General features: G+C 41.9%; 23 protein-coding genes. 11 read left to right on the top strand and 12 right to left on the bottom strand.

From position 1 onward, the window contains the following. Nucleotides 1-55 precede the first annotated feature (55 nt). Nucleotides 56-2,299 (top strand): CHASE2 domain-containing protein, encoded by a 2,244-nt coding sequence (locus CAL7507_RS24290; protein WP_015131136.1) that lies wholly within the window; start codon nt 56-58, stop codon nt 2,297-2,299. Nucleotides 2,300-2,716: 417 nt separating this feature from the next. On the opposite strand, the gene CAL7507_RS24295 is transcribed toward CAL7507_RS24290, so the two are convergent. Then, nucleotides 2,717-3,268: a Uma2 family endonuclease gene (locus CAL7507_RS24295; protein WP_015131137.1), complete on the bottom strand. Its 552-nt coding sequence runs from the start codon at nt 3,266-3,268 to the stop codon at nt 2,717-2,719. Between the two features lie 17 nt (nt 3,269-3,285). Between CAL7507_RS24295 and CAL7507_RS32475 the strand changes: the two genes are divergently transcribed. After that, nucleotides 3,286-3,468 (top strand): hypothetical protein, encoded by a 183-nt coding sequence (locus CAL7507_RS32475; protein WP_042341541.1) that lies wholly within the window; start codon nt 3,286-3,288, stop codon nt 3,466-3,468. Between the two features lie 12 nt (nt 3,469-3,480). Here the strand turns inward: CAL7507_RS32475 and CAL7507_RS24305 are convergent, their stop codons facing one another. From CAL7507_RS24305 to CAL7507_RS24340, 8 genes are all read right to left on the bottom strand, one after another. Then, the gene (locus tag CAL7507_RS24305; protein WP_015131138.1) at nt 3,481-3,894 is read right to left on the bottom strand and encodes a tetratricopeptide repeat protein; all 414 of its coding nucleotides are present in this window, start codon (nt 3,892-3,894) and stop codon (nt 3,481-3,483) included. 39 nt (nt 3,895-3,933) lie between these two features. Next, on the bottom strand, nt 3,934-5,691 hold the full coding sequence (locus CAL7507_RS24310) for an Hsp70 family protein (protein WP_015131139.1): 1,758 nt from the start codon (nt 5,689-5,691) through the stop codon (nt 3,934-3,936). 343 nt (nt 5,692-6,034) lie between these two features. Further along, the gene (locus tag CAL7507_RS30240; RefSeq protein ID WP_015131140.1) at nt 6,035-6,898 is read right to left on the bottom strand and encodes an HNH endonuclease; all 864 of its coding nucleotides are present in this window, start codon (nt 6,896-6,898) and stop codon (nt 6,035-6,037) included. A gap of 62 nt (nt 6,899-6,960) precedes the next feature. Further along, nucleotides 6,961-7,203: a hypothetical protein gene (locus CAL7507_RS24320; RefSeq protein ID WP_236556809.1), complete on the bottom strand. Its 243-nt coding sequence runs from the start codon at nt 7,201-7,203 to the stop codon at nt 6,961-6,963. A gap of 130 nt (nt 7,204-7,333) precedes the next feature. Beyond that, entirely contained in the window at nt 7,334-8,110 is a 777-nt protein-coding gene (locus CAL7507_RS24325; RefSeq protein WP_015131142.1) for a hypothetical protein, read from the bottom strand. 19 nt (nt 8,111-8,129) lie between these two features. Continuing rightward, entirely contained in the window at nt 8,130-8,894 is a 765-nt protein-coding gene (grpE, locus tag CAL7507_RS24330; RefSeq protein WP_015131143.1) for a nucleotide exchange factor GrpE, read from the bottom strand. Nucleotides 8,895-9,094: 200 nt separating this feature from the next. Further along, the gene (locus CAL7507_RS24335) at nt 9,095-9,391 is read right to left on the bottom strand and encodes a molecular chaperone DnaJ (protein ID WP_015131144.1); all 297 of its coding nucleotides are present in this window, start codon (nt 9,389-9,391) and stop codon (nt 9,095-9,097) included. 20 nt (nt 9,392-9,411) lie between these two features. Beyond that, the gene (locus tag CAL7507_RS24340) at nt 9,412-11,910 is read right to left on the bottom strand and encodes a tetratricopeptide repeat protein (protein ID WP_042342450.1); all 2,499 of its coding nucleotides are present in this window, start codon (nt 11,908-11,910) and stop codon (nt 9,412-9,414) included. Nucleotides 11,911-12,452: 542 nt separating this feature from the next. On the opposite strand from CAL7507_RS24340, the gene CAL7507_RS24345 reads away from it, so the two are divergent. Together CAL7507_RS24345 and CAL7507_RS24350 are read left to right on the top strand one after the other, a co-directional pair. Then, the gene (locus CAL7507_RS24345; RefSeq protein WP_015131146.1) at nt 12,453-13,865 is read left to right on the top strand and encodes a folate/biopterin family MFS transporter; all 1,413 of its coding nucleotides are present in this window, start codon (nt 12,453-12,455) and stop codon (nt 13,863-13,865) included. A gap of 396 nt (nt 13,866-14,261) precedes the next feature. Further along, nucleotides 14,262-15,797 carry a carotenoid oxygenase family protein gene (locus CAL7507_RS24350; protein WP_015131147.1) on the top strand — a complete coding sequence of 512 codons (1,536 nt, stop codon included), beginning with the start codon at nt 14,262-14,264 and terminating at the stop codon, nt 15,795-15,797. Between the two features lie 96 nt (nt 15,798-15,893). On the opposite strand, the gene CAL7507_RS24355 is transcribed toward CAL7507_RS24350, so the two are convergent. Then, nucleotides 15,894-16,145, bottom strand: a complete 252-nt coding sequence (locus CAL7507_RS24355; RefSeq protein WP_015131148.1) for a hypothetical protein — start codon at nt 16,143-16,145, stop codon at nt 15,894-15,896. Nucleotides 16,146-16,827: 682 nt separating this feature from the next. On the opposite strand from CAL7507_RS24355, the gene CAL7507_RS24365 reads away from it, so the two are divergent. The 7 genes from CAL7507_RS24365 to CAL7507_RS24395 all read left to right on the top strand — a co-directional run bounded on the left by CAL7507_RS24365 (nt 16,828) and on the right by CAL7507_RS24395 (nt 26,350). Beyond that, entirely contained in the window at nt 16,828-18,117 is a 1,290-nt protein-coding gene (locus CAL7507_RS24365; RefSeq protein ID WP_015131150.1) for a Glu/Leu/Phe/Val dehydrogenase, read from the top strand. A 233-nt stretch (nt 18,118-18,350) separates the two neighbouring features. Next, a complete protein-coding gene (locus CAL7507_RS24370) occupies nt 18,351-19,505 on the top strand; it encodes a KamA family radical SAM protein (protein WP_015131151.1) in 1,155 nt (384 codons plus the stop codon). Between the two features lie 76 nt (nt 19,506-19,581). Continuing rightward, nucleotides 19,582-20,559, top strand: coding sequence for a D-alanine--D-alanine ligase (locus CAL7507_RS24375; protein WP_015131152.1), 978 nt, complete (start codon nt 19,582-19,584; stop codon nt 20,557-20,559). 30 nt (nt 20,560-20,589) lie between these two features. After that, the gene (locus CAL7507_RS24380; RefSeq protein WP_015131153.1) at nt 20,590-22,317 is read left to right on the top strand and encodes an ABC transporter ATP-binding protein; all 1,728 of its coding nucleotides are present in this window, start codon (nt 20,590-20,592) and stop codon (nt 22,315-22,317) included. Nucleotides 22,318-22,544: 227 nt separating this feature from the next. Then, the gene (locus CAL7507_RS24385; RefSeq protein WP_015131154.1) at nt 22,545-24,644 is read left to right on the top strand and encodes a RecQ family ATP-dependent DNA helicase; all 2,100 of its coding nucleotides are present in this window, start codon (nt 22,545-22,547) and stop codon (nt 24,642-24,644) included. A gap of 6 nt (nt 24,645-24,650) precedes the next feature. After that, complete coding sequence (locus tag CAL7507_RS24390) at nt 24,651-25,880, top strand: DNA-processing protein DprA (RefSeq protein WP_015131155.1); 1,230 nt, start codon at nt 24,651-24,653, stop codon at nt 25,878-25,880. Further along, complete coding sequence (locus CAL7507_RS24395) at nt 25,880-26,350, top strand: DUF29 domain-containing protein (protein ID WP_015131156.1); 471 nt, start codon at nt 25,880-25,882, stop codon at nt 26,348-26,350. Before CAL7507_RS24390 ends, CAL7507_RS24395 begins: the two co-directional genes overlap by 1 nt. Before the next feature lie 46 nt (nt 26,351-26,396). On the opposite strand, the gene CAL7507_RS24400 is transcribed toward CAL7507_RS24395, so the two are convergent. Next, complete coding sequence (locus CAL7507_RS24400; protein ID WP_015131157.1) at nt 26,397-26,726, bottom strand: type II toxin-antitoxin system PemK/MazF family toxin; 330 nt, start codon at nt 26,724-26,726, stop codon at nt 26,397-26,399. Continuing rightward, entirely contained in the window at nt 26,704-26,907 is a 204-nt protein-coding gene (locus tag CAL7507_RS24405) for a hypothetical protein (RefSeq protein ID WP_042341549.1), read from the bottom strand. The genes CAL7507_RS24400 and CAL7507_RS24405 overlap by 23 nt, the downstream gene beginning before the upstream one ends. Nucleotides 26,908-26,935: the final 28 nt, after the last annotated feature.

Raw genomic sequence — 26,935 nt, forward strand, 5'->3', positions numbered from 1 at the left:
CCCCATCTCCCCCTGCCCCCACTCTATGAATTATCAACTTTAGGATTTAATATCTATGTGGGCAAAGGTGAAACAGCAAATATGGCAATGGCGCGGAGTTTTGCTGGCAGTGCCCAATATGACAGCGTTAGTGATAGCACTGCGTTTAACTGGATTGCTGCAATTGTTGGAGTTAGCTGCACTGGATCAGTTTTTTCTTTTACGTCCTCAAGAAGCAATTGATTCGCGCATTGTGATTGTTGAAATCAATGAGCCAGACATCAGCAAACTAGGACAGTGGCCAATATCTGATGCTAAATTAGCCAGAGTATTAGAGAATGTTAAGCAGCAACAACCTAGAGCAATTGGACTCGATGTTTATCGAGATTTACCAGTCAATCCTGGTCATCAAAGCCTAGTGAAAATATTTGAGACTACACCCAATTTAATTGGAGTGCAAAAAGTCTCGCAGAAGGCTGATAGTTTTTTAGTTGAGTCACCTCCAGAACTCAAAAGACTCAACCAAGTGGGAGCGAATGATTTGCCTGTAGATGGAGATGGCAAAATTAGGCGGGGGTTGCTGTATCTCAATTCAAAAGATGGTAGTGCTATTGAAAGCTTTGGGCTGAAATTGGCATTGTTGTACTTAAAAGGTGAGGGAATTACAGACAAACCAGCAGCAACAAATTCAAACTATTTGCAGTTAGGTAAAGGGATTTTTCCCATATTTGAAGCTGATGATGGTGGTTATGTCCGGGCGGATGCAGGTAGCTATCAAGTGCTTTTGAATTATCGAGGAGCAATTAATCGGTTTGCAAAAGTTTCTTTAACAGATGTTTTAGACAATCGTATTCCACCAGACTTGATGCGAGGGAAAATTATCTTAATTGGTTCCACTGCTGAAAGTTTAAAGGATCTATTTTTGACTCCTTATAGCAGTAGTCTGTTTAGTCCCCCGGAACGGATGGCTGGTGTGACAATTCATGCGAATTTAACTAGTCAAATTTTGAGTGCGGCGTTGGACGATCGCCCACAAATAAAAACTTTACCTGAACCGTGGGAATGGCTGTGGATTTTGGTCTGGTCGATGGTGGGTGCTATTTTGTGTTGGGAACAGCGACACAGCAACAGTAAGACCAATAAACTACCTGTGATGATTTTATTTGCGGGTGGCTGTTTGCTTGGTGGTAGTTACTTGGCATTTTTATGTTCCTGGTGGATTCCGGTTATACCACCACTAATGGCGCTAGGATGGTCTGCGATCGCGGTGATTCAATATTTTGCTTACAGTGCTGGTGAAATGCGGCAGACTTTTGGTCGTTACCTGACTGATGAAGTAGTTGCCAATTTATTAGAAACCCCTTCTGGGTTAACACTGGGGGGAGAACGGAGAAAAGTCACAATTCTCGTTTCTGATTTAAGGGGATTTTCCGCTATTTCCGAACAATTATCGCCTGAACAAGTCGTGAAAATTCTCAATCTCTACCTGGGAGCGATGACGGATGTCATTAACCAGCACAAAGGTACGATTAATGAGTTTATTGGTGACGGGATATTTGTCATGTTTGGTGCGCCGATTAGTCGTGAAGATGACTCCCAAAGAGCGATCGCTTGTGCTGTGGCGATGCAATTAGCCATGCAGCAGGTAAACCAGCAAAATCAACAAATGAATTTACCGAGTCTGGAAATGGGCATCGGTATCAATACAGGCGAAGTGATCGCGGGAAATATCGGCTCTCAAAAACGCGCTCAATATACAGTGATTGGTAGCCATGTCAACCTAGCTGCTCGTGTCGAAACTTATACCGTCGGTGGACAGATTTTGATTTCCGAGAATACCAAAAAAGACGCCGATATTGACCTGAGAATTGATGGCAAGCTACGGGTAGAACCCAAAGGGATTAAAGAACCCATCACCCTTTACGAAATTGGTGGCATTGGTGGTGGGTATAATTTGTTTTTACCCGAAAATCAAGAGGTAATGGTGAATTTGGCGCCGGAAATACCTGTAGAGTATGTGATTTTACAAGGTAAACACGCCGTTGGTATGGTAATTTCCGGAGAACTAGTCAGCATCTCAGAAAACAGCGCGCAATTACGCACCACTGAAGTATTAGAAGTATTAAGTAATCTCAAGCTCAAGTTATTGACTCAACCAGAATTGCCTGTAGGAGAAGAATATCTCTACGCCAAAGTGATGAAACAATCGCCTATTGATGAGCATCATGTTCTGATTCGGTTTACAGCCATACCACCACAAGCGATCGCACTACTGAATATCTTACGCCAGGGAGCAGGGAGACAAGGGGGAAATTCATGACCCTTGACTCCATCCATCAGAGTCTTTAACTACTCACCAAATATAGCGGTTCTCAGTTGGATACAATACAAAATTATATCGTCGCTTGTAGGGTTACGGCACTACCGTGACCTTATGAGTGTATTGGACTCCAGCGATAACTGCCATATAGCGATTCCCACATTGGTGAGGTACAGACAAAAAGAATTATCTGTCAATTTAATATCGCAGGAAAAATATGGTTTTTTAACAGTTAAAATAATTTATTCAGAGATATTTAATAACTGCCATATTTCATCTCAAAAAGAGCCAATCTATCGCAGAATTTAGCAAAACAGTTAGGCGGTAAATTTGAGCGACTTCCTAATTATCCTGGGGTAATTTGTCAGCTTACTTGGTCAGTGCAAAAATTATGGTTTTGACGGTTCTAAAATTAGATTAGCGGTTAATAATTTGTTCTACAGAAACCGAAATATCAGGGAATGCAAGGGGCTGAATTATTCCCTCCGTCAGCGTGAATTTTGTCGCGTATTCCCCATCTAAAGGTTCTCGAAATACCACTAAGTGTAATTTTTGTAGATTTACGACCCAATATTCTAGGATACCCGCTTCTGCATAAATCTTGCTTTTTGTCTCTAAATCCTTTGGCAAACTAGAGTTAGCATATTCGATTAGCCAAAATATATCTTCTGCGTAGGGGTGATGTTCTCGATATTCGCGTCCCAAACGTTGGACAATGGCAACATCTGGTTCAGGTTCTGAGTCGTTGGGTAATGTAATTGGTTTAGCTTGGCGTATTGTAGCTCTATCGCCCAATAAATTTGCCAGATACTCAGCAGCTTCATGACTACAGTAAGCGTGAGGTTCCCCTTCCGGTGACATTTCGACAATTTCCCCCTTCAGTAATTCCACTTTGCGTGAACTCAAAATCCCCGCGTCAATCATGTGATGATATTCGTCAATTGTCCACTTGGCAGTAGTTAGGGTCATGGCGAATTACTCCCATCATGCTTTTATTCTCCCATGTTAAAGGATCTGGAACTAATCACATTCTCTATATGGAATGGCAAGCTATACAGGCGGTGAATTTGCATTTAGATTATGGTTTACCGTTATTTAAGGTAAAAGAACAGGGCGATTCTTTGCAAGATAATGGACTGTATTTCTCGTTGCAGTATCAGCCTTTTTGATGATCAGAGTCTTTAATTGCGTGTCATTAGCTCAATCATTTGTAGACAATTAGAAGCAATGGCATTTTGTGGATCAAACTTGAGTGCTTGTTGCCAAGATAAGATTGCTTCTCTCCATTCTCCTTGCAATGCCGATAATTTCCCAGCCAAGGTATGGAAGTCTGCATTGCTGTAATATAAAACTAGAGCTTGATTGTTGTATGTTGCTGCTTCTGGATAAAGTTTTTGCGACAATAAATGCAGTGCTTGTCTGTGATACCAGATGGCATGGTCATGAATATGGAACAAGTCAGATAAGTCTGCTTTGCAGCGTCTGCAAGTTGGGGAGGGGGATGAGGTGGATATTGATACTAGTTCTTCATCTTTCCCTGTTTCTCTGCTGCCCTTTGTTGGACGATAAACTGCACCACAAACAGGACATTTCATAGTTTTTTCAGATAGTCGATAATTGCCATGCCCTATGCCCTACTCTTCATTGCTACTGGCGTAGTACAGAAAATCTGAGAGTTCTTCTTCTAACTCAGGTAGTTCTGGACTATTGTGAGCGATCGCATTTTCGATCTGGCCTAATAAATCTTGTAATGCCTCTGCTTGTTCAGATTCTACCGTCAGCAGTGCTTGTTGAGCGCGGTCTAAAAGTGCTGCTAATTCTGGAGCGATTTCTACTACTTCGCTTGTCTCTTCGCTGGAGATTTCAATTGTTTCATCACTTGCAAACAATGCCTCTAAATCCGCTCTTGCTTGCTTCAATTCATGGCTAGAAAGTTTCTGGATACCTGCATTATTGACTACTAGCGTTCCTTGTTGCCCTTTGCCTTTCTCAGTAGTGGTGACAGTGAGAATGCCATTCAGGTCAAAGTCAAAGTGAACTTCGATTTGAATACCTCCTGCTGGTTTGGGTGGTAAGTTCTCCACTTTAAAGGAACCTAGAGGTACATTTTCCTCGGCGATCGCATTTTCACCTTGAAAAACTTCGATTTCCACTACTTCTTGCTCGTCCGATACGGTGGAATAAACATGAGAGCGAGAAACGGGAACAACGCTGTTACGGGGAATAATCACACTAAAGTAACCTGGCATAATACCCACTGGTGTCGGTACAGCCGCAGCAATCCCCAAGGAATGAGGAATCACATCTACAAGAATGGCATCTACGGATTCACCCACTAGTACCCCAGCTTGTAAAGCGGCTCCTAATGCCACACAAAGGTCTGGTTGAATCCCATCGGTGGGAGCTTGTCCCAGATGCTCTTGGATCATTTGTTGTACTAGAGGAATGCGTGTGGAACCACCAACGAGGATAATCCTGTCAATCTCATCGGGTTCCAGATTGGCATCTGTGAGGGCGCGGTCAATGGCTTCTAGGGTTTCTGCTAATAGTGGGCGAATCAATTTTTCAAAATCTGTTCGCGCTATTTCTGTCTCTAGATGTAGTGCAGTTTTGCCCTTACTACCCAAAAAGGCTTCCCGGACTGTGGCAAAAGCATGGGAACTCAAATCAATTTTTAACTGCTCTGCGGCTCGCAGAAGACGCGCTTGGGTGGATGCATCATCTGGCACATCTACACTATGCTGTTTACGAAATAGATCCGCGAGATGGAGTTGCAAAAGCCTGTCAAAATCATCTCCACCCAAGCGGTTATTACCATGACTAGCTAGTACTTCTGTGACTTCGCCTGTAATTTCCACAACCGACACGTCAAAAGTACCACCTCCCAAGTCATAAACCACAACCCGTTCCGTCTCTTCAGAACGCAAATCATAAGCTAAAGCCGCCGCCGTTGGTTCGTTGATAATTTGCAGTACTTCCAACCCAGCGATTTCGCCAGCAGTTTTAGTGGCTTGCCGTTGAGCGTCTGTAAAGTAGGCGGGAACTGTAATTACTGCTTGAGTAATTGTTTCTCCTAAAGCATTTTCAGCCCGTTGCTTCAGAGCGCGGAGAATAATCGCAGAAACTTCATGAGGTAAATATTCTTTATCTCCTAAAGTGGTTTTGTGGTCAGTTCCCATCCACCGCTTAATTGACTTCACGGTACGTTCAGGAGCCGCAGCATACTGGCGCAGTGCTTCTCGTCCCACCAGCAGTTTACCTGTATCGCTAAACCCCACACAGGAAGGTAAAATCAAGTCGCCATCTTCACCTGGTAATACCCGCACCTGTCCGTTTTCGACGATTGCCACTTCGGAATTTGTTGTGCCTAAGTCAATACCAACTGCTTTCATAAAATTTAAAGTTTAAAAATTATTTGCCAGTAGTCCTAGCTGTACGGTGCAATTGCGTGGAGTGCCCTTTGGGCGATCGCCAAATTATTTTTGAAGCATGACAGCTTCACCACTCAAGATATAAGGGTACAACATATTGACCACCCTACTGGCGTGGCAAGGCTAAGATGAGGCATTAGCGCTAGCATAATGCATCACTCAAAACCCTCAACTCACCGATCCCAAATCTCTAAATAAGGGCATCAATTCCGCCTTCATTCCCCAATCAACTGAATAAATACCCTGTGCCACATGATCGATGAAAACTTGAATACGAATTGTGAGGTGGCTGGAGGGTCTTGTGTCAGGATTTTTGGAGAAATAACTTATAATGTTTTGCCAAAGCAACTGGGTCTGGTTGTGCGATTTTTTCTTTTGGTAAAGACACACTTTGATCCATATATTCTATGTAGGAAGTTGCCTGCAATTCAGAAGAAATGACAATTTTATGTGTCTTAGGATGAATAGATAGCAAATGTAAATCAAAAAGAGTATGTATATCTGCTCTTAATGGCAAACCATTAGCTATGTGATTAGTTTCAGTACCCTTGTATGGAATGATATGTGCTGCTTCGAGAGCAGCTTCAGCATTACATCCCGTTATTGGACATTGATAATTATAGGCTTCTAACAGTTGACGACGAAACTCTGCTTGCCCTTGTCGCTGGACAATAGAAGTAGTTACTCGCCGCCTTGCATCTTCAATATTGTTAGCATTGAAATAACCTTCAGCTTCAACTATTTGACGCTGCTCAGATAGTGCAGGCTGTTCTTTCCTCAATATTGATGAAGCAGATTTGAAGGAAAGCGGATAAGCTTCTTGAACGAGAAACTCAGAAACTTCCTCCAAATTATCAGATGGTGAAAGTTCAAAAAAGTAAGGAAAATTTCTCTCCCAAGCGTTATTAATTTTGGTTCGTTTCTGGAGATTTATGGTGAGCGGAACTTGATGTAATTCTGAATCAGGTTCAGCACGAAAATAAATTCTTACATTTGGGCTATTTTTTCGATGGTACAGGAATACAAACCGATTACCTGTTTGATGAAAGATTGCACAAGTATTCTTTGCTTCTTTGCGCTCAATATCCAAAATTTGCTTTCGCATTAAGCTAAGAAGCGCATCACAGGTTATTTGTGACTCAATATGACTATCTTCGTGGTTTGTCACGATTTACCTACATACTTCAATTTTGGTACTTCAATTATCTTGCTGTATCTTGAGAGACCTCCCTAATAAGTTGGCTGAAAACGTAGCGTCTCAGCTAGCTCACGTTGATTTATCTGCTCCGTATATGAACGCTTTCGGCGAAGCCATGTTTCGTATATACCCTTCCAGCGACTAAAGTCAGTACGGGTTTCGTCATATTCGTCATAGCGAGCGAGATTACCAGCAAAGAGAGCTTTGTAGAAATCCTCACTAAGAACACCATATTTTTCCTCGTAAAGAGTCAATCGGCGCTCCAGTAGTTTCATCTCAACAACAAGTTCATGAATTTCCATTATCTGCACACAAAATTATCTAGGAGTAAGATGTATCTATTCAAAACCACAAGGGGAAAGGGTAGATTACCTTATCGTAACCTACCCTTATGGTTGAGCATTATCAAACTTTCCTAGGTAGTAACTTGGAAACCTCAAAATTCCAGTATGCTAACTTATTCTCATAGGTAGGTGATTGATCCATCAACTTCTTCCAAGTTCCATTGGCGGTGCCACTAGGATGAGGAAAATTCAAATGTTGAATACTGAGATTTATCTCAGCAACGCTATTGGCTGATTCCTTTCCCCAAGTCACTAGAGCAACAGGATTCATAGCCAGGATTTCTAATTTCAAAGCGCTTACAAATTTATCTTGATCTACCCTTGGTAGTTTTACACCGTAATAAGGGCGTTTCGGATCGCAGACCCAAACTTTATAGATGTCTGTCAAATATACTCTATGGCCTAAACCCAACAGGGTAGTAATCATTTCAAAGTAAAGCTTCGTGCGCCTCAGAACTTCACGAGAGCCTTTATGGTGCAACCCATAAGGAGTGCCAAGACTTATCTTTTCAGAATTTTGATCGCTTTTAGAATCTTGGCCAAGGATTACAATCGTGGGTTTGTTACTTATTCCATCATCTAGCTCAAAGAGGCTTGGCAAGTCTACGGCAATTACAGGAGATATTTTGTAGATTTTTTGAAACTCTTCATCTTCGCTCTTAAAGAAGTCACGACTGACAAAATGAGGAGGCCATCCATCTTTTCTAAAATCATCGATTATTTCTTGGTAAAGCAATTCTAGCTCTGACTTTTTTGTATCAAAAATATTGCAAAGTAGTTCTGATATGGCATTAAATTCTTGACTCTTGAATTTTGAGAAAGCAAGATTATCAGACATTTTAAATCACTATTCAGGGCTAAAGTTCACCTTGCCATGCTACAATCACCTGTGCTTCTCTCAAGACTCTATCGCCCCATAAATAACCCCTTACTACTTCCTGAATCACTGTATTGTCTGCAACATCTGCCCTTGATTCCCGTCCCACAGCATACATGGTCTGGGAGTCAAAAGGTTTTCCCATAGATGCAATGGGAATAACACGGCGTTGTCGTAGTATTTCTAAGAGCGATCGCCTAATTAACTCCACTCCTTGTTGATTGCTAGTTAAGATTTCAGTTAATGATTCTGGTATTGGTAATTTTTCAGATGTATCTGATTGGGTAGAATTACCATTCATCCAATCTCCTAGCTTTTCCCAGAAGCTTTTTTGAGGAATAGGTTTTGGTATTGGGGTAGCAGATAATGCTCCTAATTCCTCTTGCCAATAAGTACAAGCCTGATCCAACGCATCCAGGATACCCAACAAATCTTTTAGCAGTTTCTCCTGCTGTTGCTCAAATTGAGCCAATGCCTGTTTTTGGCTATCTTCCAGACGTATTTGCAACTGTTCTTTATCTGCGCGAGTTACATCCAATGCTTGCACCAGAGCATCTTGACTAGAACGCAATAATTTACCCTGTAGCTTAACTTCATGGCGCAGGGCAGTCCATTCTGCCACCATTTGATAGGGATCAAAGGAATTAGGAGATTCTGGTGCTTCACCCAAATATTCAGGTGGCGTTTGTTCTGACTGTAAATAATCTAAAAATTTGGTAAATAAAGCTTCTTTATCGTTTGTCATTGGTCATTTGTCACTTATACCGAGGTAAGTCGAAGTTAGGACTTACATATTGACAGGAAAAACTAAATATGGATTTTTTAAAAAACCACATATATCGTAGGGGCACAGCAGTGCTGTGCCCTCCGCGTGAGTCTTAATTTGTACAGTGCGTAAGTCCTAGTCATTTGTCGTTTGTCAATAATTCTTCTAGGCCCAAACTATTAAAATGTGGCACGAATTAAATCATCCAGGCTAACTTCTAGTTGAGTAAGCGCTTTTTCTCGCACCTGTTTTAATATCTCTGGGTTCAGTTCTGCTTCTAGGGGACGAAATTGTAAGAACTCCTCATGTTGAGTTGTTTCTCCTTTGCGAATTGCCTCGTAAGCTCCGCGAATTGCTTTAAACTCTTCTGGATAAGTATGAGCGGGAAATTCCCGCAGTTTGGCATGATAAGCAGCTTTAATTTGGGCGGGAGTAGCTCCTGGAGCAATGCCTAAGTGTTCGTAGTGGTCAGTCATAAAAAGTGCTGAGTGCTGAATTAAAACAATTCTTGAAAACCACCTCTAGTTCTACCTTTTTTTTTCTTAGGACTAGGCGGCAAGTCTCTAAAAATAAAGTCTAAATCTAGCTCATCATCATCGTCGTCGTCTGAGAAATCAGGCATACTGTTTAACATCATTTGCTTGAGTTCTGGAAGCATTCGTTCAAACTCAGCTTTGGGTATTTTATTACCAAATAATTTTTTCAGCATCCCTGATAATAACTCATCAATATTTGACATATCTAGATTGTCAAATTTCTCTGGATCTGGCATGATGCTAGCTGCTTCTTGAGCGGATAGAAAAGCCTGTTCTTCTCGAAATGCTTGTAATGCTTTGGCATCTTGGAGGCGGCGGGCTAATTCAAATCCCTGTTGCTTCCATTGTTCGTAATTAGAGTGATTTGTCGGGTAGGTAGTGGCTTTAGCTAATAGCAACAAAGGATTTTGGGGTTCTCGACGTAGTGCTTCTTCTATGGCTGGGACAAGGGTTGTGATGTGACCAAAACGACGTGCCTGCAGTTGAATGTTGGCTAAAGCATTGCCTGGTTGGGGCATGGTGTCGAGATAGAAGCGGATAGGATACTCTAGTTTTTGGGGATTAGTTTCTTTAACCGCTAAGATAACTAAATTGGCAATTCTGGCTTCTGGGTGTTCTATTGATATGTTGATCAACTTCTGCTGATATTGAGAGATTAAAGCGGCGATGCCTTTTTCACGTTTGGCGAAGAGGTGGATGGAAAGAATAATCGCTTGCAATACAGGAATTTGTTCTTGACCAGATAATTTTTGCAATAGGGTGTCCCATGCTTCGACTGCTGCTTTTTGGTGTAATGAAACTCTACCGCCGGAATTGGGCTGACTCTGTACTGCATTCACAAATATCTGACAAGCACGGATAGCAGGATCTTTGTGATCTTTTGCCTGCACTAGACGGCTAAATAAGGGATAACTTAACGTGGATAAAGCATCTATCCAAGGTAGTATTTCTACTTCAGTTTCCACACAAAGGTCGCCAAAGTGCTTACCAAAATGGCGACGAGCTTCATTAAGTGATTGTTTATCTCCTAGTTCCTCCCAAGAAACCAATAAGGCATCGTAAATTTCTTCATACCGACATCCGCCTTCAATAGCTTGGGTAATCAGTGCGATCGCTTCAGTATAATTTTCTTCCATTGCCGCAAATAGTCCCTTACGCCCGATTAACTCTGGCGATGTGGGACAGATGCGTTCGGCTTGTTGCAAAGCTCCCACAGCAGCGCGTTCCCGATCTATTGACATGTAAGCATCTGCCATCCAGCAGTGGAGATGAGCGAGGGTTGGTTTTAAGCGTGTATCTGGCCATTCTTGCGGTTTTTGTTTCGCTTCCTGCTCCAACCAACGTAAAAATTGGGTGACAACACGTGGGCGTTCTTTGTCAGAATCATTAGCATCCAAGACTTTTAACAGGTTTACTGCCAACTGGGGGTTAAAGGGTTTCTCTGTTAACAAAGGCTGCCAAAATAGCTCTGCACATTCTGCTTGTCCTTGATTCAGTGCTTGTTGACCTGCAAGAGTAAATAATGATTTTCGTAGGTTATTTAGTTCTGAGAAGCGAGTGGAACGCTTGAGCATCTGTAGCAATACATGAGCAGCATCATGAGGGTTGTCATTGTTAATTAGCTGTACAATTGCCAACGCTGATAGTGCATCTTGGATAACTGGGTCTTCTCGTTCTAGATTCTGGGCTTCTAGAGGTGGTTCTCCAGTTTTTGCTTGTTGGGCAGTTGCCAACCGCTCTAAAATTGGATGTTCTAAATATTTTGGTCTGCTGAAGGTGTATCTAGATGACTGCAACCCCAAAAGATTAGCGGCTGCATTCCAATTACCACTCACTTGCTGGCTGTAAATAATCCAAGCGATTGGTAAATCGCCTGGGGTGATGGGGCGCTTAATTTTTTGAAAAGATGTCAAAGCGTCCTCTGGTTGTCCATGCTTGATAGCCAACACCCCGCGTACCCAGTGGAGTTGAGCAGCGCTAAACCGTTTGGGTTGTTGGTTAATTAACTGTTCAACTGTGGTGGTATCTCCTTTGAGCAATAGGAGCTTGAGATAACAGATGCTGTAGTCTTTGGATAGAGTGTTGGACTCAAAAGCATTTCTCAGCAAATTCAGCGCGGCATCTAATTGCTTCAACTCCAGCAAACATCTTGCTTGCCAGTAGTGAACTTCTCCCACCAAACCAAATTCCAGAGCGCGGACAAAGGATTTTTCTGCCTGTTTAAAATCTTGTTTTTGGAATTCTTGCTGACCCCGCAGCAACCAAATTTCTGATTCTTTGGGAGTGAATTCGATATCAGGGTGCGATCGCTGAATTTTTTTGATTTCTTCCAATGCCTGCCGATATTTTTGCTGCTTTAGCAATTCTTGCAGTTGCATTTCCCAGGAGTTTTTAGTGATCTCTGTCCCTGTGCTAGAGACATTTTGTTGTGAGGGCTGTTTGGACTGATGTTTAGCCACTGGACAATATCCTGATTGTTTTTTGATTTTTCCCCTCATAGGAAAGGGTGGCTTCACTTTGTTAGTCTCAATATTTAGTAGTCCGTCCACATAACTTTTACAAGTTGCTGTCATTGGATCAGATTAATTTTACCTTAATTCGCTTTTTTTAAGACTGGATAACCTGTAGCTAAACTCAAGTTTTAGCAGTGCGATCGCAATTTAGTTTCGGTCTTGATGACTTCGATGCCAAAGTCAACAACACAGGTACTAATAGGCACTTTTTGTTTTTGATTGAGACAGTAAATGTAGGGTGTGTTATACCGGAGGCTAACGCACCATCAATAATTTAAGGTGCTTTCCGCTGCGCGACAACGCACTCCACATCAAATTTATTGGTATTCAAAAACAAGCGTTGGTTATCTTTAAACTCTGAGTAAATCATTGACTATGCCTAGTATAAATTGCACGCTTCCACAAGGGTGAGTGTCTGACTCATAACCCACACTCCAAAAATGTGGATATGATAGGAAAGTAGATAAAACTTAAAAAATATTTATCGAATGCTGATTGACTCCTCTGGATTGTCCAAAGTCAAAGACTCAATAAAAGCCAAAATCTTCTTAGGTCAGGAACCCAATGCCGAGCTGATAGCAATTCTGACTGTCTACTTTGTTCAGGGTATCCTGATGTTGGCGCGTCTTGCAGTCAGCTTTTTCCTCAAAGACGAACTGCATCTGAGTCCGACACAAGTATCAGCACTATTAGGAGTAGTAGCCATACCTTGGATTATCAAGCCCGTCTATGGCTTCATCTCCGATGGCGTGCCCATATTTGGCTACCGCAGGCGTCCATACTTGGTTTTATCAGGCATCTTAGGCACTGTTGCCTGGGTGAGTTTGGCCACCATAGTTCATACTAGCTGGGCAGCAGCAGCAGCGATCGCTCTTAGTAGCTTCTCAGTCGCCGTCAGCGACGTGATAGTTGACTCGCTGGTTGTAGAACGAGCCAGAGCAGAATCACAAGCAGATGCAGGGTCACTACAATCCCTGTGCTGGGGTGCTTCTGCCGTCGGCGGACTAATCACTGCTTACTTTAGTGGCATACTCCTAGAGCATTTCTCCACACGCGCTGTATTTTGGATTACCGCCCTATTTCCGCTCTTAGTCTCAGCAGTGGCTTGGTTAATCGCCGAATCTCCTATTAAAAAAGATAGCCAAGATATTAATCACAACTCCTTCACAATCAAGCATAAACTTGGACAACTAAGCAAAGCAGTTACCCAAAAGTCCATTTGGCTACCAACAGCATTTATTTTCATCTGGCAAGCTACCCCAACATCTGAATCAGCCTTTTTCTTCTTTTTCACCAACGAACTGCATTTTCAACCAGAATTTTTAGGGCGGGTGAACCTAGTCACAAGTATTGCATCTATATTTGGGATTTGGATTTTCCAACGTTTTCTGAAAAGTGTCCCCTTTCGCGTCATCTTTGGTTGGAGTGCAATCCTTTCCGCAACATTAGGTTTAACTTTGTTGCTGCTGGTGACTCACACCAACCGACTTATAGGTATAGACGACCACTGGTTTAGTTTAGGCGACAGTCTCATCCTGACTGTAATCGGGAAAATCGCTTATATGCCAGTGTTAGTGCTAGCTGCCAGACTTTGTCCTTCAGGCGTAGAAGCGACATTATTTGCCTTATTGATGTCAGTATTTAACTTAGCAGGAATGGTGTCCTATCAATTAGGGGCAATCATCACATATTGGCTAGGCATTACTGACACTAACTTTGAATCACTTTGGTTATTGGTGATGATTACTAACCTCAGCACCCTATTACCACTACCATTTCTTAACTGGCTACCAGCGGCAGAACAGCAACCTGAAACATCAACACTGCAACTAACATTAACTAATTTGCCTGAATTGCTCCCAGAGATTGACACAAAAAAAACTCAAGTTAGCAGCAATTAATTAACACAGAAACTATCTATAGAAATCCGGTTTGATTTTTTCAAAAATCTCAGCATTTGTAGGTAGGACTATGCCTTACAAAACCAGAATCTGGTGGGCACTGCCCACCCTAGGTTTACAGATTTTCCTGCTGTTATGAGATACAGTTTTTTACACCTAAGCCTTTAGGGGTGGTGTTTCCCAGCCCTCAATTGTATTGCATTCGACCGAGAACCGCTGTAATTCAAAAATCAAATAGTAGTTCCATAGCATAAATAATAATAAAAATGGAGGGGCAGGGTGATTCCGGACTTGACCACACCCTTTACGACAATCTATCTACCGCAGCTATGATTTTAATTGGTATTAAAATTAGGGTTGCATCTTGATGTGAGTTAATAGCAACATAAAAAATATATGCAGATTGAGAAAATTCCAGAAAACACAGTTACAGAAAAATCCTATAGTCGCACTGATTGGCAGGGAGGATATGAATCTCTACCTCAAGAATATGATTATGGGATTGACGATATAGAAGGGCAAATTCCTAGAGGTCTGCAAGGAACGCTGTTTAGAAATGGCCCCGGCTTATTAGATGTAAATGGGCAACGCATTCATCACCCCTTCGATGGCGATGGTATGATTAGCCGCATTACATTCTCTGATGGTCGTGCCCATTTTCGTAACCGCTTTGTCCGCACTACTGGCTATATAGAAGAACAGAAAGCTGGGAAAATTCTTTATCGTGGAGTTTTTGGTACACAGAAACCCGGTGGTTGGCTAGCGAATATCTTCGACTTTAAACTCAAAAATATTGCTAACACCAATGTTATCTATTGGGGTAATAAACTTTTAGCACTGTGGGAAGCAACAGAACCTCATCGCCTTGATCCCTACACATTAGAAACTTTGGGGAAAGAATATTTCAATAGTGTTTTATCAGAGGGTGATGCTTTTAGTGCCCATCCCCGTTTAGATCCCAATTCTCATCAAGATGGTGGCGCTCCTTGCCTAGTCAACTTTTCCATTAAGCCGGGAACATCCACCACAATTACTATTTTTGAGCTAAACATCGCAGGTGAAATTGTGAGGAAATATGCTCATATAGTTCCAGGTTTCTGTTTTATCCACGATTTCGTAATTACACCTAATTACTGCATATTCTTTCAAAATCCCGTCAGGTTTAATCCTATACCTTTCGCTTTGGGAATGCGTAGCGCGGGTGAATGTATCAAGTTTCAACCTCAGCAACCAACTCGCATTATAGTTATTCCCCGCATCCCCCAATCAGGGCAAACAGGAATCAAAATTCTCGAAACTCAAGCGGGTTTTGTTTTCCACCATGTCAATGCTTTTGAAGTAGAAAAAGAAATTTTTATTGACTCAATTTGCTATGAATCCTTGCCAGAAGTCGAACCAAAAAGCGATTTTCGGCAAGTTGATTTTGCAGCAGGTTCACCTGGTCAAATTTGGCGATTCCATCTCAACCTCCAAAATCAAACAGTACAACGTGAATTAATCGAAAGCCGTTGTTGTGAATTTCCCAGCATCCATCCAGAGAATGTAGGACGTCCATATCGTTATTTATACATTGGTGCGTCTCATGCAGAAACTGGTAATGCTCCCTTGCAAGTTATTCTGAAAATAGATTTAGAATCGGGAAAAAAACAACTTTGGAGTGCTGCACCCCGTGGCTTTGTGGGTGAGCCAATTTTTGTGCCCCGACCTGATGCTAAACAGGAAGATGATGGATGGATACTGACTTTAGTTTATGATGCTGCTCATCACCGCTCAGATGTAGTGATTTTAGATGCTAGTGATTTGCAAAAAGGGGCTATTGCTAAACTGCATCTCAAACATCATATTCCCTATGGTCTGCATGGAAGTTTTACTTCTGGGGTGTTTGCAGCAACTGGCGCTGATCAAGTTGCTGAGGGGAATGAAGCAGAATAACAGGTGAAACTTGTTTACTCAATGAACAATCAGATCCCCGAATTCTTTGATAATTCGGGGATCTAAAACCCAATAATTTTCACAAATCAAACCTACCTAAGCCACTTTTTTTATACTGTTGGTACCATGACTCATCCACTGCACCAACAACCATTGATTAGCAGGCTTGTCTAGCGCAGGTAGGACACGAAAGTTAAAGACTTGCTCCCAAACCTCCTCCCCATGTTGGGAAACAAAAGCTTGCTCTAGCTCTTGAAATTGAGCATAATCTTTGTTACCAATGGCTACAAGCATACTTACTATGTTATTTACGGGTATTTGAGTAGCTGTTAATTGTGCTTCTGTCATTGTTCTTTATCCCTAAATATACAAACGTATCTAAGTAAACCTCGCTTAGTGTCGATGATTTCGATTAAATCCTTGTCTTTGATCCTAGCGAGAGAAAAGCAAGCAAGCTCTGATGCTGCGGCTGACCAATCCCTCGTTTCTGTTCGCCAGTCCCAATCCTCCCCTGATTGTCTTTCAGGCTCATTATCTTCGGTCATTACTCGTTTTTGCTCTCCTTTTTCGCTGTCACCGCTTTTTCTAAGATACAAGGGTGCGTCAGATGAAGTTATAGAGCGATTATTGAGGATTTGGAATAGCGCCCCTACTCTATTTGTCAGTTGCGTAAGTCCTAGCAGATTGACACTTCCCGACTGTCGCGGACGGGTTCCCCGGCTTAAAGCAACTGCCGTCTCCTTGCCTGAAGTACGGTGTTTGCGGCGCTGTGCGCTTGTTTTTCAAGGGTTTTCAGCCTGCATTCTTATAAAAAATATCTACACTACTAGAAAAACAAAAAATGTAACAAAAACTACAAAATCTCATATTTTTGAGAAAAAAAGGATAGGCTAGGAACATATATAGCAATTCTCGGTTACGTCAGGTACACCCGTAGGGGCACTACAGCTTGCGATATAGTATTGCACCGCTTCTGAATGGGAACCGCTATATCCGGTTCGCGCAGATACCGCGATTAGGAGAAAATGTTATGGTTTCAAGGTCAACGCTGCCGCTAGAGGCTGCAACTCCTGCACACATTTGTCCATTTGATCAAGCTTGCAGCTATCTAGAAGCAGCGGCTAAAGAATTAAAACTAGACCAAGGAATTTTAGAAATCCTCAGCAATCCGCGTAAGGTGGTGACGGTTTCTATTCCTGTGAAACTAGATAGTGGGGAAATACGGGTGCTAGCTGGACATCGGGTGCAGCACTCCGATGTTTTAGGCCCTTATAAAGGTGGAATTCGTTACCACCCGGCTGTGACACTGCGGGAGGTGTCAGCCTTGGCAATGCTGATGACTTGGAAGTGTGCGTTGTTAGGTATCCCCTATGGTGGTGCTAAGGGTGGGATTGCGATCGATCCTAAAGGTTACAGCGTCAGCGAACTAGAACGGATTACCCGTCGCTATACTAGTGAGTTGATTAAAGATATTGGCCCCTCCGTAGATATTCCTGCACCAGACATGGGTACTTCTGCCCGTGAGATGGCTTGGATGATGGATACTTATTCTGTGAATGTCGGTCATGCAGTACCGGGAGTTGTCACTGGTAAGCCGCTTTCTATCGGCGGTTCGCGGGGACGGGAAATGGCCACAGGGCGCGGTGTGATGATTATTGTCCGTGAGGCTTTAGCAGCACAGGGTAAATCGCTTGAGGGAGTGAGAGTTGCTATCCAGGGGTTCGGTAATGTGGGAGGTGCAGCAGCTGAATTGTTACACCAAGCGGGGGCGAAGATTATTGCTGTCTCCACTGGTGCCGGGGGTGTGTTTTCTCAAAATGGTTTGGATATTCCCGCGTTGAAAATCTACGCCGCTGAAAACCACAAGAGTATTTTAGGTTTTCCGCAAGGGACATCGATTAGCAATGCAGATTTATTAACTTTGTCTTGTGATGTTTTGATTCCAGCGGCTTTAGAGAACCAAATCACGGGAGAAAATGTGCATCAGGTGCAAGCGCAGATAATCGCAGAAGCAGCTAATGGCCCAGTGACTCTGGAGGCTAACTTGTTATTAGAGGCGCGGGGTGTGACGGTGCTACCAGACATCTTGGCGAATGCTGGCGGTGTGGTGGTGAGTTATTTGGAGTGGGTACAGGGTCTTTCTTATCTATTTTGGGATGAAGAACGTGTGAATCGGGAAATGGAACACTTGATGGTGCAGGCTTACCATCAGGTGATTCAACAGGCGCAGAAGCGACAAATTCCTTTAAGGTTAGCAGCTTATACCTTGGGGGTGGGTAGAGTGGCTCAAGCGCTTAGTGATAGAGGTCTTTATCCGTGAAAAAAACTGTTGACTGTTGACTGATAGGGGATTGTCTACGTTTCTTGATCAAGCTCAATTACTCATGCACGAGTATCAAAGACTCACTCATCAAGCTCAACTACTCACTCCCCAGTCCTCAGTCCCTAGTCCCCAGTCCCCATTGCATTTTATTTTTTCACGTAACTGTAGAATTTACTGTATAAATTTATATGTGATCAGTTGACCTGACTGGCTTAAGTTAGTTCTAATTTATGACCGAAAATACTACTCTAGATAAGTCTCTTTTAAGCATTGGTCCACAGGAAAAAATTTGTCAGATTTTAGGAGAGACTTATAACAGCGATCGCTGGGATGATTGGCGCTGGCAAATGCGGCATCGTTTGACTAAGCTGGAACAGTTTGAGCAGTTACTACGGCTGACTTCCACGGAAAGGCAGGGTCTGTTGATCGCGCCAGAGAAGTTTGCTGTAGCTGTGACACCACATTTTGCATCATTGCTCGACCCGGAAGATCCGTTTTGCCCACTGCGGTTGCAAGTCATCCCTCGTGAAGAAGAACTAGTAGTTAGCGCTACAGACATGGTAGACCCATGCGGAGAGGATGACGACACTCCAGTCCCAGGACTAGTACACCGCTACCCTGATCGCGTGTTACTACTAGCGCTAGATACTTGTGCTGCTTATTGTCGTTACTGCACTCGTTCTCGTCTGGTAAGTCAAGGTGAAATGTACCCGGTGACGCGGCGGTTGGATGAGATTATTGCCTATCTGGAAAAACATAAAGAAGTACGTGATGTCCTAATTTCTGGTGGCGATCCTTTGTTGATGTCCGATGAACCTCTAGATAACTTGTTAGGACGGTTGCGGGCTATTCCTCACATTGAGTTCGTGCGGATTGGTTCCCGTGTACCGAGTTTCTTACCACAGCGAATTACACCGGAACTTGTGACTGTGCTTCGCAAGCATCGCGTCTGGCTTTCTTTGCACTTTTGTCATGTGCGAGAATTGACACCAGAAGTAGCCGCAGCGTGCGATCGCCTGGCTGATGGTGGTATTCCTCTAGGTAGTCAAACCGTGCTATTAAAAGGCGTGAATGATTCAGAAGCAGCACTCAAGAATCTATTTCACGGTCTTCTAAAACTGCGTGTACGACCCTATTATTTATATCAGTGCGACCCAGTTGTGGGTACTGCACATTTGCGAACCAGTGTGCAAACTGGCATCGATCTGATCTCAAAATTACGTGGACATACTACCGGTTATGCCGTACCAACCTACGTAATTGATGCCCCTGGTGGTGGTGGTAAAATACCAATTCAAGCTGAGACGCTAATTGCCTATGAACATGGCCAAGCCTTGGTACAAAATTGGCAAGGTAAGATATACAGCTACGTAGATCCAGATTGAGGTAATGTAAACAAGACTCAAATCCTTTCTTCTATTGCCTACCTAAGCAAATAAGTTCAAAAATCAAAGCTGGTATATGATAATTGGTTTGTGTTATGACCTCAAGCGTGAGTATCTCCAGCAGGGTTTTAGCCCTACTGATGTGATGGAATTCGATGATGAAGAAACCATTATCGGGCTAGAAGATACACTGTGTAATTTGGGTCATCGAGTTGAACGCATCGGTAATGGAAGAAAACTTGCTCTCAGGTTAGCAAAAGGCGATCGCTGGGATTTAGTGTTTAATATTGCTGAGGGGATAAAAGGGCGATCGCGTGAAGCCCAAGTTCCTGCAATCTGTGAATTATTCGCCCAACCTTACACATTTTCTGATCCGCTTACCTGTGCCTTAACTTTAGATAAGGCATTGGCTAAGAGAATAGTACGCGATCGCGGTTTACCTACAGCCCCTTTTGCCATAATTAATCACATCGCAGAAGCCGCTAACATTTCTTTACCCATGCCACTTTTTCTCAAGCCTGTAGCTGAAGGCAGTTCTAAAGGTATAACTGGAAAATCTCTAGTCAAAGAACAGCAAGAACTAGTTGCAGCCTATCAAGCATTGCACAGCCAATTTCACCAGCCCATACTTGTAGAACCCTTCCTCCCTGGTAGAGAAGTGACAGTTGGTATCATTGGCAATGGTAGTCATGCCAAAGTAGTGGGTGTCATGGAAGTAATTTTTACAGACCAAGCTGAAACTGATGCTTACACTACTCTTAACAAAAAGGAGTATTTAGACAGAGTAGCCTATCAATTACTGATAGATCCCGAACCATTAGCCATGCAAGCCCAGCAACTTGCCTTGGATGTTTATAATACCTTTAGTTGCCGTGATGCTGCCCGTGTAGATTTGCGTTGTGATGCTGGAGGTGTTTTGCAGTTTTTGGAAGTCAACCCATTGCCAGGATTAGACCATATATATTCAGACTTGCCAATTATGGGACGTTTGGCGGGTGTAACATACACAGAAATCATTGCCGCAATCCTTGATGCAGCATGGCAAAGGTATTAATAGTAAGGATTAATTATCTGGTTTTTATCAATGAATATTATTGATTTTCTGCGGACAATTATTACATATATTGCTCCTTATAAAAAATTGGCTATTTTTCTTATTTTTGGTCGGATTTTTGAGGCGATATTTCAATCAGCTATAGGTGTGAGTTTTAAGTTCATCATTGATGAAGCCATTATTCCCCAAAATTATGACTTACTGATATTAACTATCATGTTGCTGGGTGGTGGAGCAATTGCTTTGACATTAATTACATTATTAATAGATTATTTTGATGCCCGGTTTAGTATTTTGATTATTAATCAACTCCGGGAATCTCTATTTAGGCATATTCAAGTTATGTCTATGGACTTTTTTGGCAAGAAATCATCTGGTAATATTGTTAATTGTTTTACAGCAGATGCCGAAAAGGTTGAGAATGGGATTGTCTATGGGATGACAGTAATATTTTTCAATTCAAGTAATATTCTGTTTTCCAGTATTTATCTTTTTTATCTAAACTGGCAGTTAGCTATATTAGGGACGATAGGTTTAATAATTTGTGCTGTCGCCCCTACTTTAATTATCAGGCTAGCCACTGAAGTGGGTTATCAACTCCGGCAAAAAGAAGGAGAAATTGCCAGTGTTGTCTCAGAGAATATTCTGGCTCAATCTGTAATTAAAAATTTTGCATTAGAAACCAAGATGGCTGATGACTTTAATGTAAAGTTGTTAGAACTAAAGCAGCTTTATATTAATGCAAAATTTATCGGCTATCTAGTACAGCGAATACCAAAACTAACTTTTATTTTGGTGCAATTATTAATCTTGGGCACTGGTGCAGCAATGGCTTATTGGCACTTGATTACCGTGGGTACATTAGTATCTAATCAGATTTTATTAATGGGGTTATATTCTACTATTGATAACTACAGTTGGGGATTGCCTTATTTAATTGATGGGGCAGCCGGAATGCGGCGTATTCAAGATATTTTACAAGAAAAAATCACAACTCAAGACATACCAGAGGCAGTGGAATTAAAGCATTTTAACCAAGAAATTTGCTTTGATAATGTCTCGTTTAAATATAGTGAAAATAGAGGTGGGATTGAAAATTTATCGTTGAAAATTCGTCAGGGTGAATTTGCTGTGTTTGTGGGTGCTAGTGGCGCTGGTAAAAGTACTATTGTCAATCTGCTAACGCGATTTTATCAACCAAACTCAGGAAAAATTTTATTTGATGGAGTGGATTTGTCCCAGGCGACAATGCGATCGCTGCGTTCTCAAATTGGCTTAGTATCTCAAGAGGTGATTTTATTTAACTGCTCAGTGCGGGAAAATATCCGTATGGGCTATTTAGAAGCCAGTGACGCACAGGTAGAAGCCGCAGCCAAAGCCGCCGAGATTCACGACTTTATTTTAACTTTACCCCAAGGCTATGATACGACAGTAGGCGATCGCGGTGGGCAACTCTCAGGAGGACAACGCCAGAGAATCGCCCTAGCGAGGGCGTTGGTAAGAAATCCCGCAATTCTCATTCTCGATGAAGCTACATCCGCCTTAGATCCTGTAACAGAAGCAGAAATCCTCGCCACCCTAGAACAAATCGCCAAAACACGCACCGTCATTGTCATTACGCATCGGTTGACACAAGCATTACGTGCAGATGTGATTTTTGTCCTAGAAAACGGGTGCTTAGTTAATTCAGGGCGTCATTTAGATTTGATTGCAGAAGATGGGCTATATTCGACACTCTGGCAGGTAGTATCAGCATAAACCAGTGAAGCAGAAATTTGAGGCGATCGCCAATGATTTATCTACGTCTTAATACTCAGTAATAAGTAAGTAAGTCGGCACAATAAAACCAAACTTTGTAAAGAAAAGTAAACAAGGCTCAAACCCTTCTGCCTATTGCCTGATCCCAGCGACAATTGTTTACAGAAAAACTAGTACTAGTTATCTTCAGTGTTACAACAGTAATGATAAACTATTACTGTGTATATATGGTAACTCAACTCAAAGAAAAGGCGTTATTGCTTCTTCGTCAGGCGCTTGATAATTCAACAGCTGATTTTCGTCCTGGACAATGGGAAGCTATTGAAGAGTTACTCTTAAACAAATCGCGTTTACTTGTCGTTCAACGCACAGGTTGGGGCAAAAGTTTAGTATATTTTTTAGCAACTCGACTACTACGAGATCAAAGTGTTGGTTGTACTCTTTTGATTTCACCACTACTAGCTTTGATGCGAAACCAAATTGTAGCAGCACAACGCATTGGCATCAAAGCTGAGACAATTAACTCTAGCAATACAGAAGAGTGGGAAGTTGTCAAAACCCAATTACTTGCGGATAAAATAGACATCCTATTAATTTCACCCGAAAGACTAGCTAACGAAGAATTTCGAGAGAAAATTCTTTTACCATTATCCCAATGTATAGGTTTATTTGTTGTTGATGAAGCTCATTGTATTTCTGATTGGGGACATGATTTTCGCCCTGATTATCGGCGGATTGTGAGAATTTTACAAGGACTACCACAAAATATCCCAGTTCTGACTACAACGGCAACAGCTAACAATCGAGTAGTTGATGATATTAAAGCTCAGTTGGGGTCAAATCTGCGAGTTTCTAGAGGTAGCTTAACCAGACAAAGTTTGCAGTTACAAAATATTTATCTTCCCAGTCCAGCAGCGAGAATGGCATGGTTAGCAGAACAATTGCCAAAATTACCTGGAAGTGGAATAATTTACACATTAACTGTCAGGGATGCTGACCGAGTAGCTGATTGGTTACAAATTCAAGGGATTAATGCTAAAGCATACCACAGCAATTTAGATAGTGAGATGCGTGTAGTATTAGAAGACGAACTTCTCAAAAATGAAATTAAAGCATTAGTTGCAACTACAGCATTAGGTATGGGTTTTGATAAACCCGATTTAGGCTTTGTGATTCATTATCAACGCCCTGGTTCTGTTGTACACTATTATCAGCAAGTAGGACGAGCAGGTAGAGCAGTAGACATAGCTTATGGAATTCTTCTCGGTGGTGATGAAGATGAGGAAATTACTAACTATTTCATTAATACGGCTTTTCCTCCCCAAATACATACCCAGCAAATTTTAACTGTCCTCAACCAATCTAGAGAAGGTCTTTCTGTACCTCAGTTGGAACAAAGTCTCAATCTTTCTAGAGGTCAAATTGATAAGGTTTTAAAACAGCTTTCCTTGGAATCGCCAGCACCCATAACTAAGCTAGATTCTAAATGGTATGCTACACCAGTAAATTATTTTCCTGATAGTGAAAAAATAGAGCGATTAACACAAATTCGCCGCCAAGAACAAGCCAAAATGTCAGAATATATGCAAAACAAACAATGCTTGATGGCTTTTTTGGCAGCAGAATTAGACGATCCCAATCCGACTGCTTGCGGTAAATGTGCTGTTTGTTTAGGTAGACATTTATTGCCAGAAACCTGCTCAATGGAGATTATAAATCAGGCAATTTTATATCTACGTCGCAGTGACCAAATTATTGAACCACGTAAACAATGGCCACAGCAAGCCTTGCTTAATTATGGATTTTCGGGTAATATCCGCAGCAATTTAAGAGCAGAAGCAGGTAGAGCATTATCTCTATGGGGTGATGCTGGGTGGGGAGAATTAGTAAAACAGGGTAAATATAGAGATAATCATTTTGATGATGTACTAGTACAGGGTACTGTAGAAATGATTCAACGTTGGCAACCACAGCCTTTTCCTAGTTGGATAACCTGTGTTCCTTCTTTGAATCGTCCTGAACTTGTCCCGAATTTTGCACAAAGACTGGCAAAAAAATTAGGCTTACCCTTTAAGCTAATTGTCCGGAAAACTCGCCCAACTCAGTTACAAAAAAATATGAGTAATAGTTATCAACAAGCTCATAATTTAGATGATGCTTTTGCAATCGAAGTATGGGAAGAAATGAGCAGTTCTGTATTCTTAGTTGATGATATGGTAGATTCCCGTTGGACTTTTACTATAATTGCAGCACTTTTGCGTCGTGCTGGTAGTGGGTTAGTTTTTCCTATAGCATTGGCACTCAATACATTAGGTCAAGGAGATTAGAAAATTATGTTAAATCATGTGCTTGCACCAGATACGCAAGCAATTTTATTATTATGTGCTAGCTTTGGGCAAAATCGCCAAATTGAACCCCAACCCCTCACACTGAGTGAGTATAATTCTCTCACAGACTGGTTGCGGGAAAACCAGATGCGCCCAGCAGATTTACTAGAACCAGCAGCAAAAGAACGGTTACAACAAATTACTATTAATAAACTTAACCCTGAAAGGCTTTTAGCTTTATTAGAACGGGGTGCAATGCTGAGTTTTGCAGTTGAGAAGTGGACTAATAAGGGACTGTGGGTGCTGGGACGAAGTGATGCAAAATATCCCAAACGTCTTAAGCAGAGATTAAGACATTTAGCACCAGCAATTCTCTACGGGGTTGGTAATGTTGAACTACTGTCAATGGGAGGACTAGCAATTGTTGGTTCTCGTGATGTCGATGAAGAGATTCTTGGCTATACCCGAAAAGTTGCACAAAATAGCGCTTTAGAAGGAATGCAGATAATTTCTGGCGCAGCGCGGGGGGTAGACCAAGAGGCTATGCTAGGTGTTTTGGATGCTGGGGGAATATCTGTTGGTGTATTAGCGGATAGTTTGACTAAGGCTGCTGTAAATAGCAAGTATCGCTCTAGTATTAAAGAGGGCAGACTGACTTTAGTTTCTAGTTACGATCCTGATGCTGGCTTCAATGCTGGTAATGCTATGGGTCGAAATAAGTATGTATACGCTTTAGCGGATTATGCTCTTGTAGTCAATTCTGCTTTTGGTACTGGTGGTACTTGGGCTGGTGCTGTGGAAGCGCTTTCTCGACTTCAGGAAATTCCAGTTTTTGTGTGGTTAGATTCTACTGTTTCAGAAGGTAATCAGCAATTACGCAATCAGGGAGCAAAACCTTTTCCTTCCGAACCTTGGAATGATTCTTTGAAGGAACTTTTAGCAACAGCTTCCTCCATTGTTGAACCAATCAAAACACAGATGAAATCCACACTTCCAGATAATCCACAACAGGTTACATTCAATCCAAAAGATATCTATGAAGCTGTTTTACCTTTTATTCTTCACCATTTACAGCAACCTAAGGATGCAAAGTCTCTAGCAGAAATTCTGGATGTCAGACTAACTCAGGTGCAGGATTGGTTGAACAGAGCGATGAATGAGGGTAAGGTGAGAAAAATTAATAAGCCTGTTGCTTATGTGGTAATTCAAGGAGCTACTCAACTTTCTTTATTATAATGACGACACAAATACAACCAACAACTCAGACTTTATACGACCAAGATTATTATCTTTGGCTGAAGACAACCATCAACCAATTGCGTGCTGGACAGTTTTCGTCTGTGGATTTAGATAACTTGATTGAAGAGTTGGAAAGTATGGGGAGGAGTGAGAAACGAGCCATAAAAAGTCTATTGATTAAACTTTTTGTACATCTACTAAAGCTCACATATTGGGATCAAGAACGAGAGCGAAATCAAGGACATTGGAAAGGAGAAATCAGGATATTTCGTGAAGAAATTCAGGATGCACTCAAAGATAGTCCTAGTCTGAAGCCTTACATTTTAGAAATATTCGATGAATCGTATCAAAAAGCTAGGAAACAAGCAAGCGATCGCTCTCAACTTCCGATTGATACATTTCCTGTCACTATCATCGGTTCTTTGGAACAAACTTTAGATGAAAACTGGTTTCCTGAATACAGGTAATGCTGTAGACATAATTATAGTATTCATATATACATCACACACTGCATCAAAGTCCCAACCATTCACGCAAGGACTGCTCTAATTGCTTGATGTCGGGAGCAGTTAACTTGCCAATGATCGCCACAACTAAACTTTGCTGTACTGTATATAAACCTCGTTTAACTGCTGTTTCAACGTTCAATCCGGCTGCTGTCCAATCAGAAAGTATGAATTCGCCAACAAGTAAGGATGTAGTTTTGCTAGTTAGCGGAACAATGAAAATGTCTTGAGACTCATGGGGTGGATTGACGACAACTGCGGGTCTGACTTTTGAACCCGACAAATCCGAAAAAGGATAACGAACTAAGATGATGTCATTTTTTGAGTAGTTGGGCATAAATATCATCCTCGGTATTATCCCAAATAGTATCAACAGATACTTGACTTGTTTGCAGCCAAAAGTCACCTTCATCATCAGGTAGAAGTGTGACTAATACCTTTGTACCTTCGGGAAGTTCTCCTGGTTCCAGTAACTCGATTTTGCCTTGACGAACTGTAGCCCACAAAGTTTTTAGCATAGTATTTGGATGAAGATAGCAAATTGCA

It is taken from the genome of Calothrix sp. PCC 7507, assembly GCF_000316575.1.
GTDB lineage: Bacteria > Cyanobacteriota > Cyanobacteriia > Cyanobacteriales > Nostocaceae > Fortiea.

Excerpts from the sequence above, each read along its gene's own strand:
- CAL7507_RS24290 (WP_015131136.1), top strand. The coding sequence starts at position 56 with ATGTGGGCAAAGGTGAAACAGCAAATATGGCAATGGCGCGGAGTTTTG.
- CAL7507_RS24295 (WP_015131137.1), bottom strand. The coding sequence starts at position 3,268 with ATGACCCTAACTACTGCCAAGTGGACAATTGACGAATATCATCACATG.
- CAL7507_RS32475 (WP_042341541.1), top strand. The coding sequence starts at position 3,286 with ATGCTTTTATTCTCCCATGTTAAAGGATCTGGAACTAATCACATTCTC.
- CAL7507_RS24305 (WP_015131138.1), bottom strand. The coding sequence starts at position 3,894 with ATGAAATGTCCTGTTTGTGGTGCAGTTTATCGTCCAACAAAGGGCAGC.
- CAL7507_RS24310 (WP_015131139.1), bottom strand. The coding sequence starts at position 5,691 with ATGAAAGCAGTTGGTATTGACTTAGGCACAACAAATTCCGAAGTGGCA.
- CAL7507_RS24320 (WP_236556809.1), bottom strand. The coding sequence starts at position 7,203 with ATGAAACTACTGGAGCGCCGATTGACTCTTTACGAGGAAAAATATGGT.
- CAL7507_RS24325 (WP_015131142.1), bottom strand. The coding sequence starts at position 8,110 with ATGTCTGATAATCTTGCTTTCTCAAAATTCAAGAGTCAAGAATTTAAT.
- grpE (WP_015131143.1), bottom strand. The coding sequence starts at position 8,894 with ATGACAAACGATAAAGAAGCTTTATTTACCAAATTTTTAGATTATTTA.
- CAL7507_RS24335 (WP_015131144.1), bottom strand. The coding sequence starts at position 9,391 with ATGACTGACCACTACGAACACTTAGGCATTGCTCCAGGAGCTACTCCC.
- CAL7507_RS24345 (WP_015131146.1), top strand. The coding sequence starts at position 12,453 with ATGCTGATTGACTCCTCTGGATTGTCCAAAGTCAAAGACTCAATAAAA.
- CAL7507_RS24350 (WP_015131147.1), top strand. The coding sequence starts at position 14,262 with ATGCAGATTGAGAAAATTCCAGAAAACACAGTTACAGAAAAATCCTAT.
- CAL7507_RS24355 (WP_015131148.1), bottom strand. The coding sequence starts at position 16,145 with ATGACAGAAGCACAATTAACAGCTACTCAAATACCCGTAAATAACATA.
- CAL7507_RS24365 (WP_015131150.1), top strand. The coding sequence starts at position 16,828 with ATGGTTTCAAGGTCAACGCTGCCGCTAGAGGCTGCAACTCCTGCACAC.
- CAL7507_RS24370 (WP_015131151.1), top strand. The coding sequence starts at position 18,351 with ATGACCGAAAATACTACTCTAGATAAGTCTCTTTTAAGCATTGGTCCA.
- CAL7507_RS24375 (WP_015131152.1), top strand. The coding sequence starts at position 19,582 with ATGATAATTGGTTTGTGTTATGACCTCAAGCGTGAGTATCTCCAGCAG.
- CAL7507_RS24380 (WP_015131153.1), top strand. The coding sequence starts at position 20,590 with ATGAATATTATTGATTTTCTGCGGACAATTATTACATATATTGCTCCT.
- CAL7507_RS24385 (WP_015131154.1), top strand. The coding sequence starts at position 22,545 with ATGGTAACTCAACTCAAAGAAAAGGCGTTATTGCTTCTTCGTCAGGCG.
- CAL7507_RS24390 (WP_015131155.1), top strand. The coding sequence starts at position 24,651 with ATGTTAAATCATGTGCTTGCACCAGATACGCAAGCAATTTTATTATTA.
- CAL7507_RS24395 (WP_015131156.1), top strand. The coding sequence starts at position 25,880 with ATGACGACACAAATACAACCAACAACTCAGACTTTATACGACCAAGAT.
- CAL7507_RS24400 (WP_015131157.1), bottom strand. The coding sequence starts at position 26,726 with ATGCCCAACTACTCAAAAAATGACATCATCTTAGTTCGTTATCCTTTT.
- CAL7507_RS24405 (WP_042341549.1), bottom strand. The coding sequence starts at position 26,907 with ATGCTAAAAACTTTGTGGGCTACAGTTCGTCAAGGCAAAATCGAGTTA.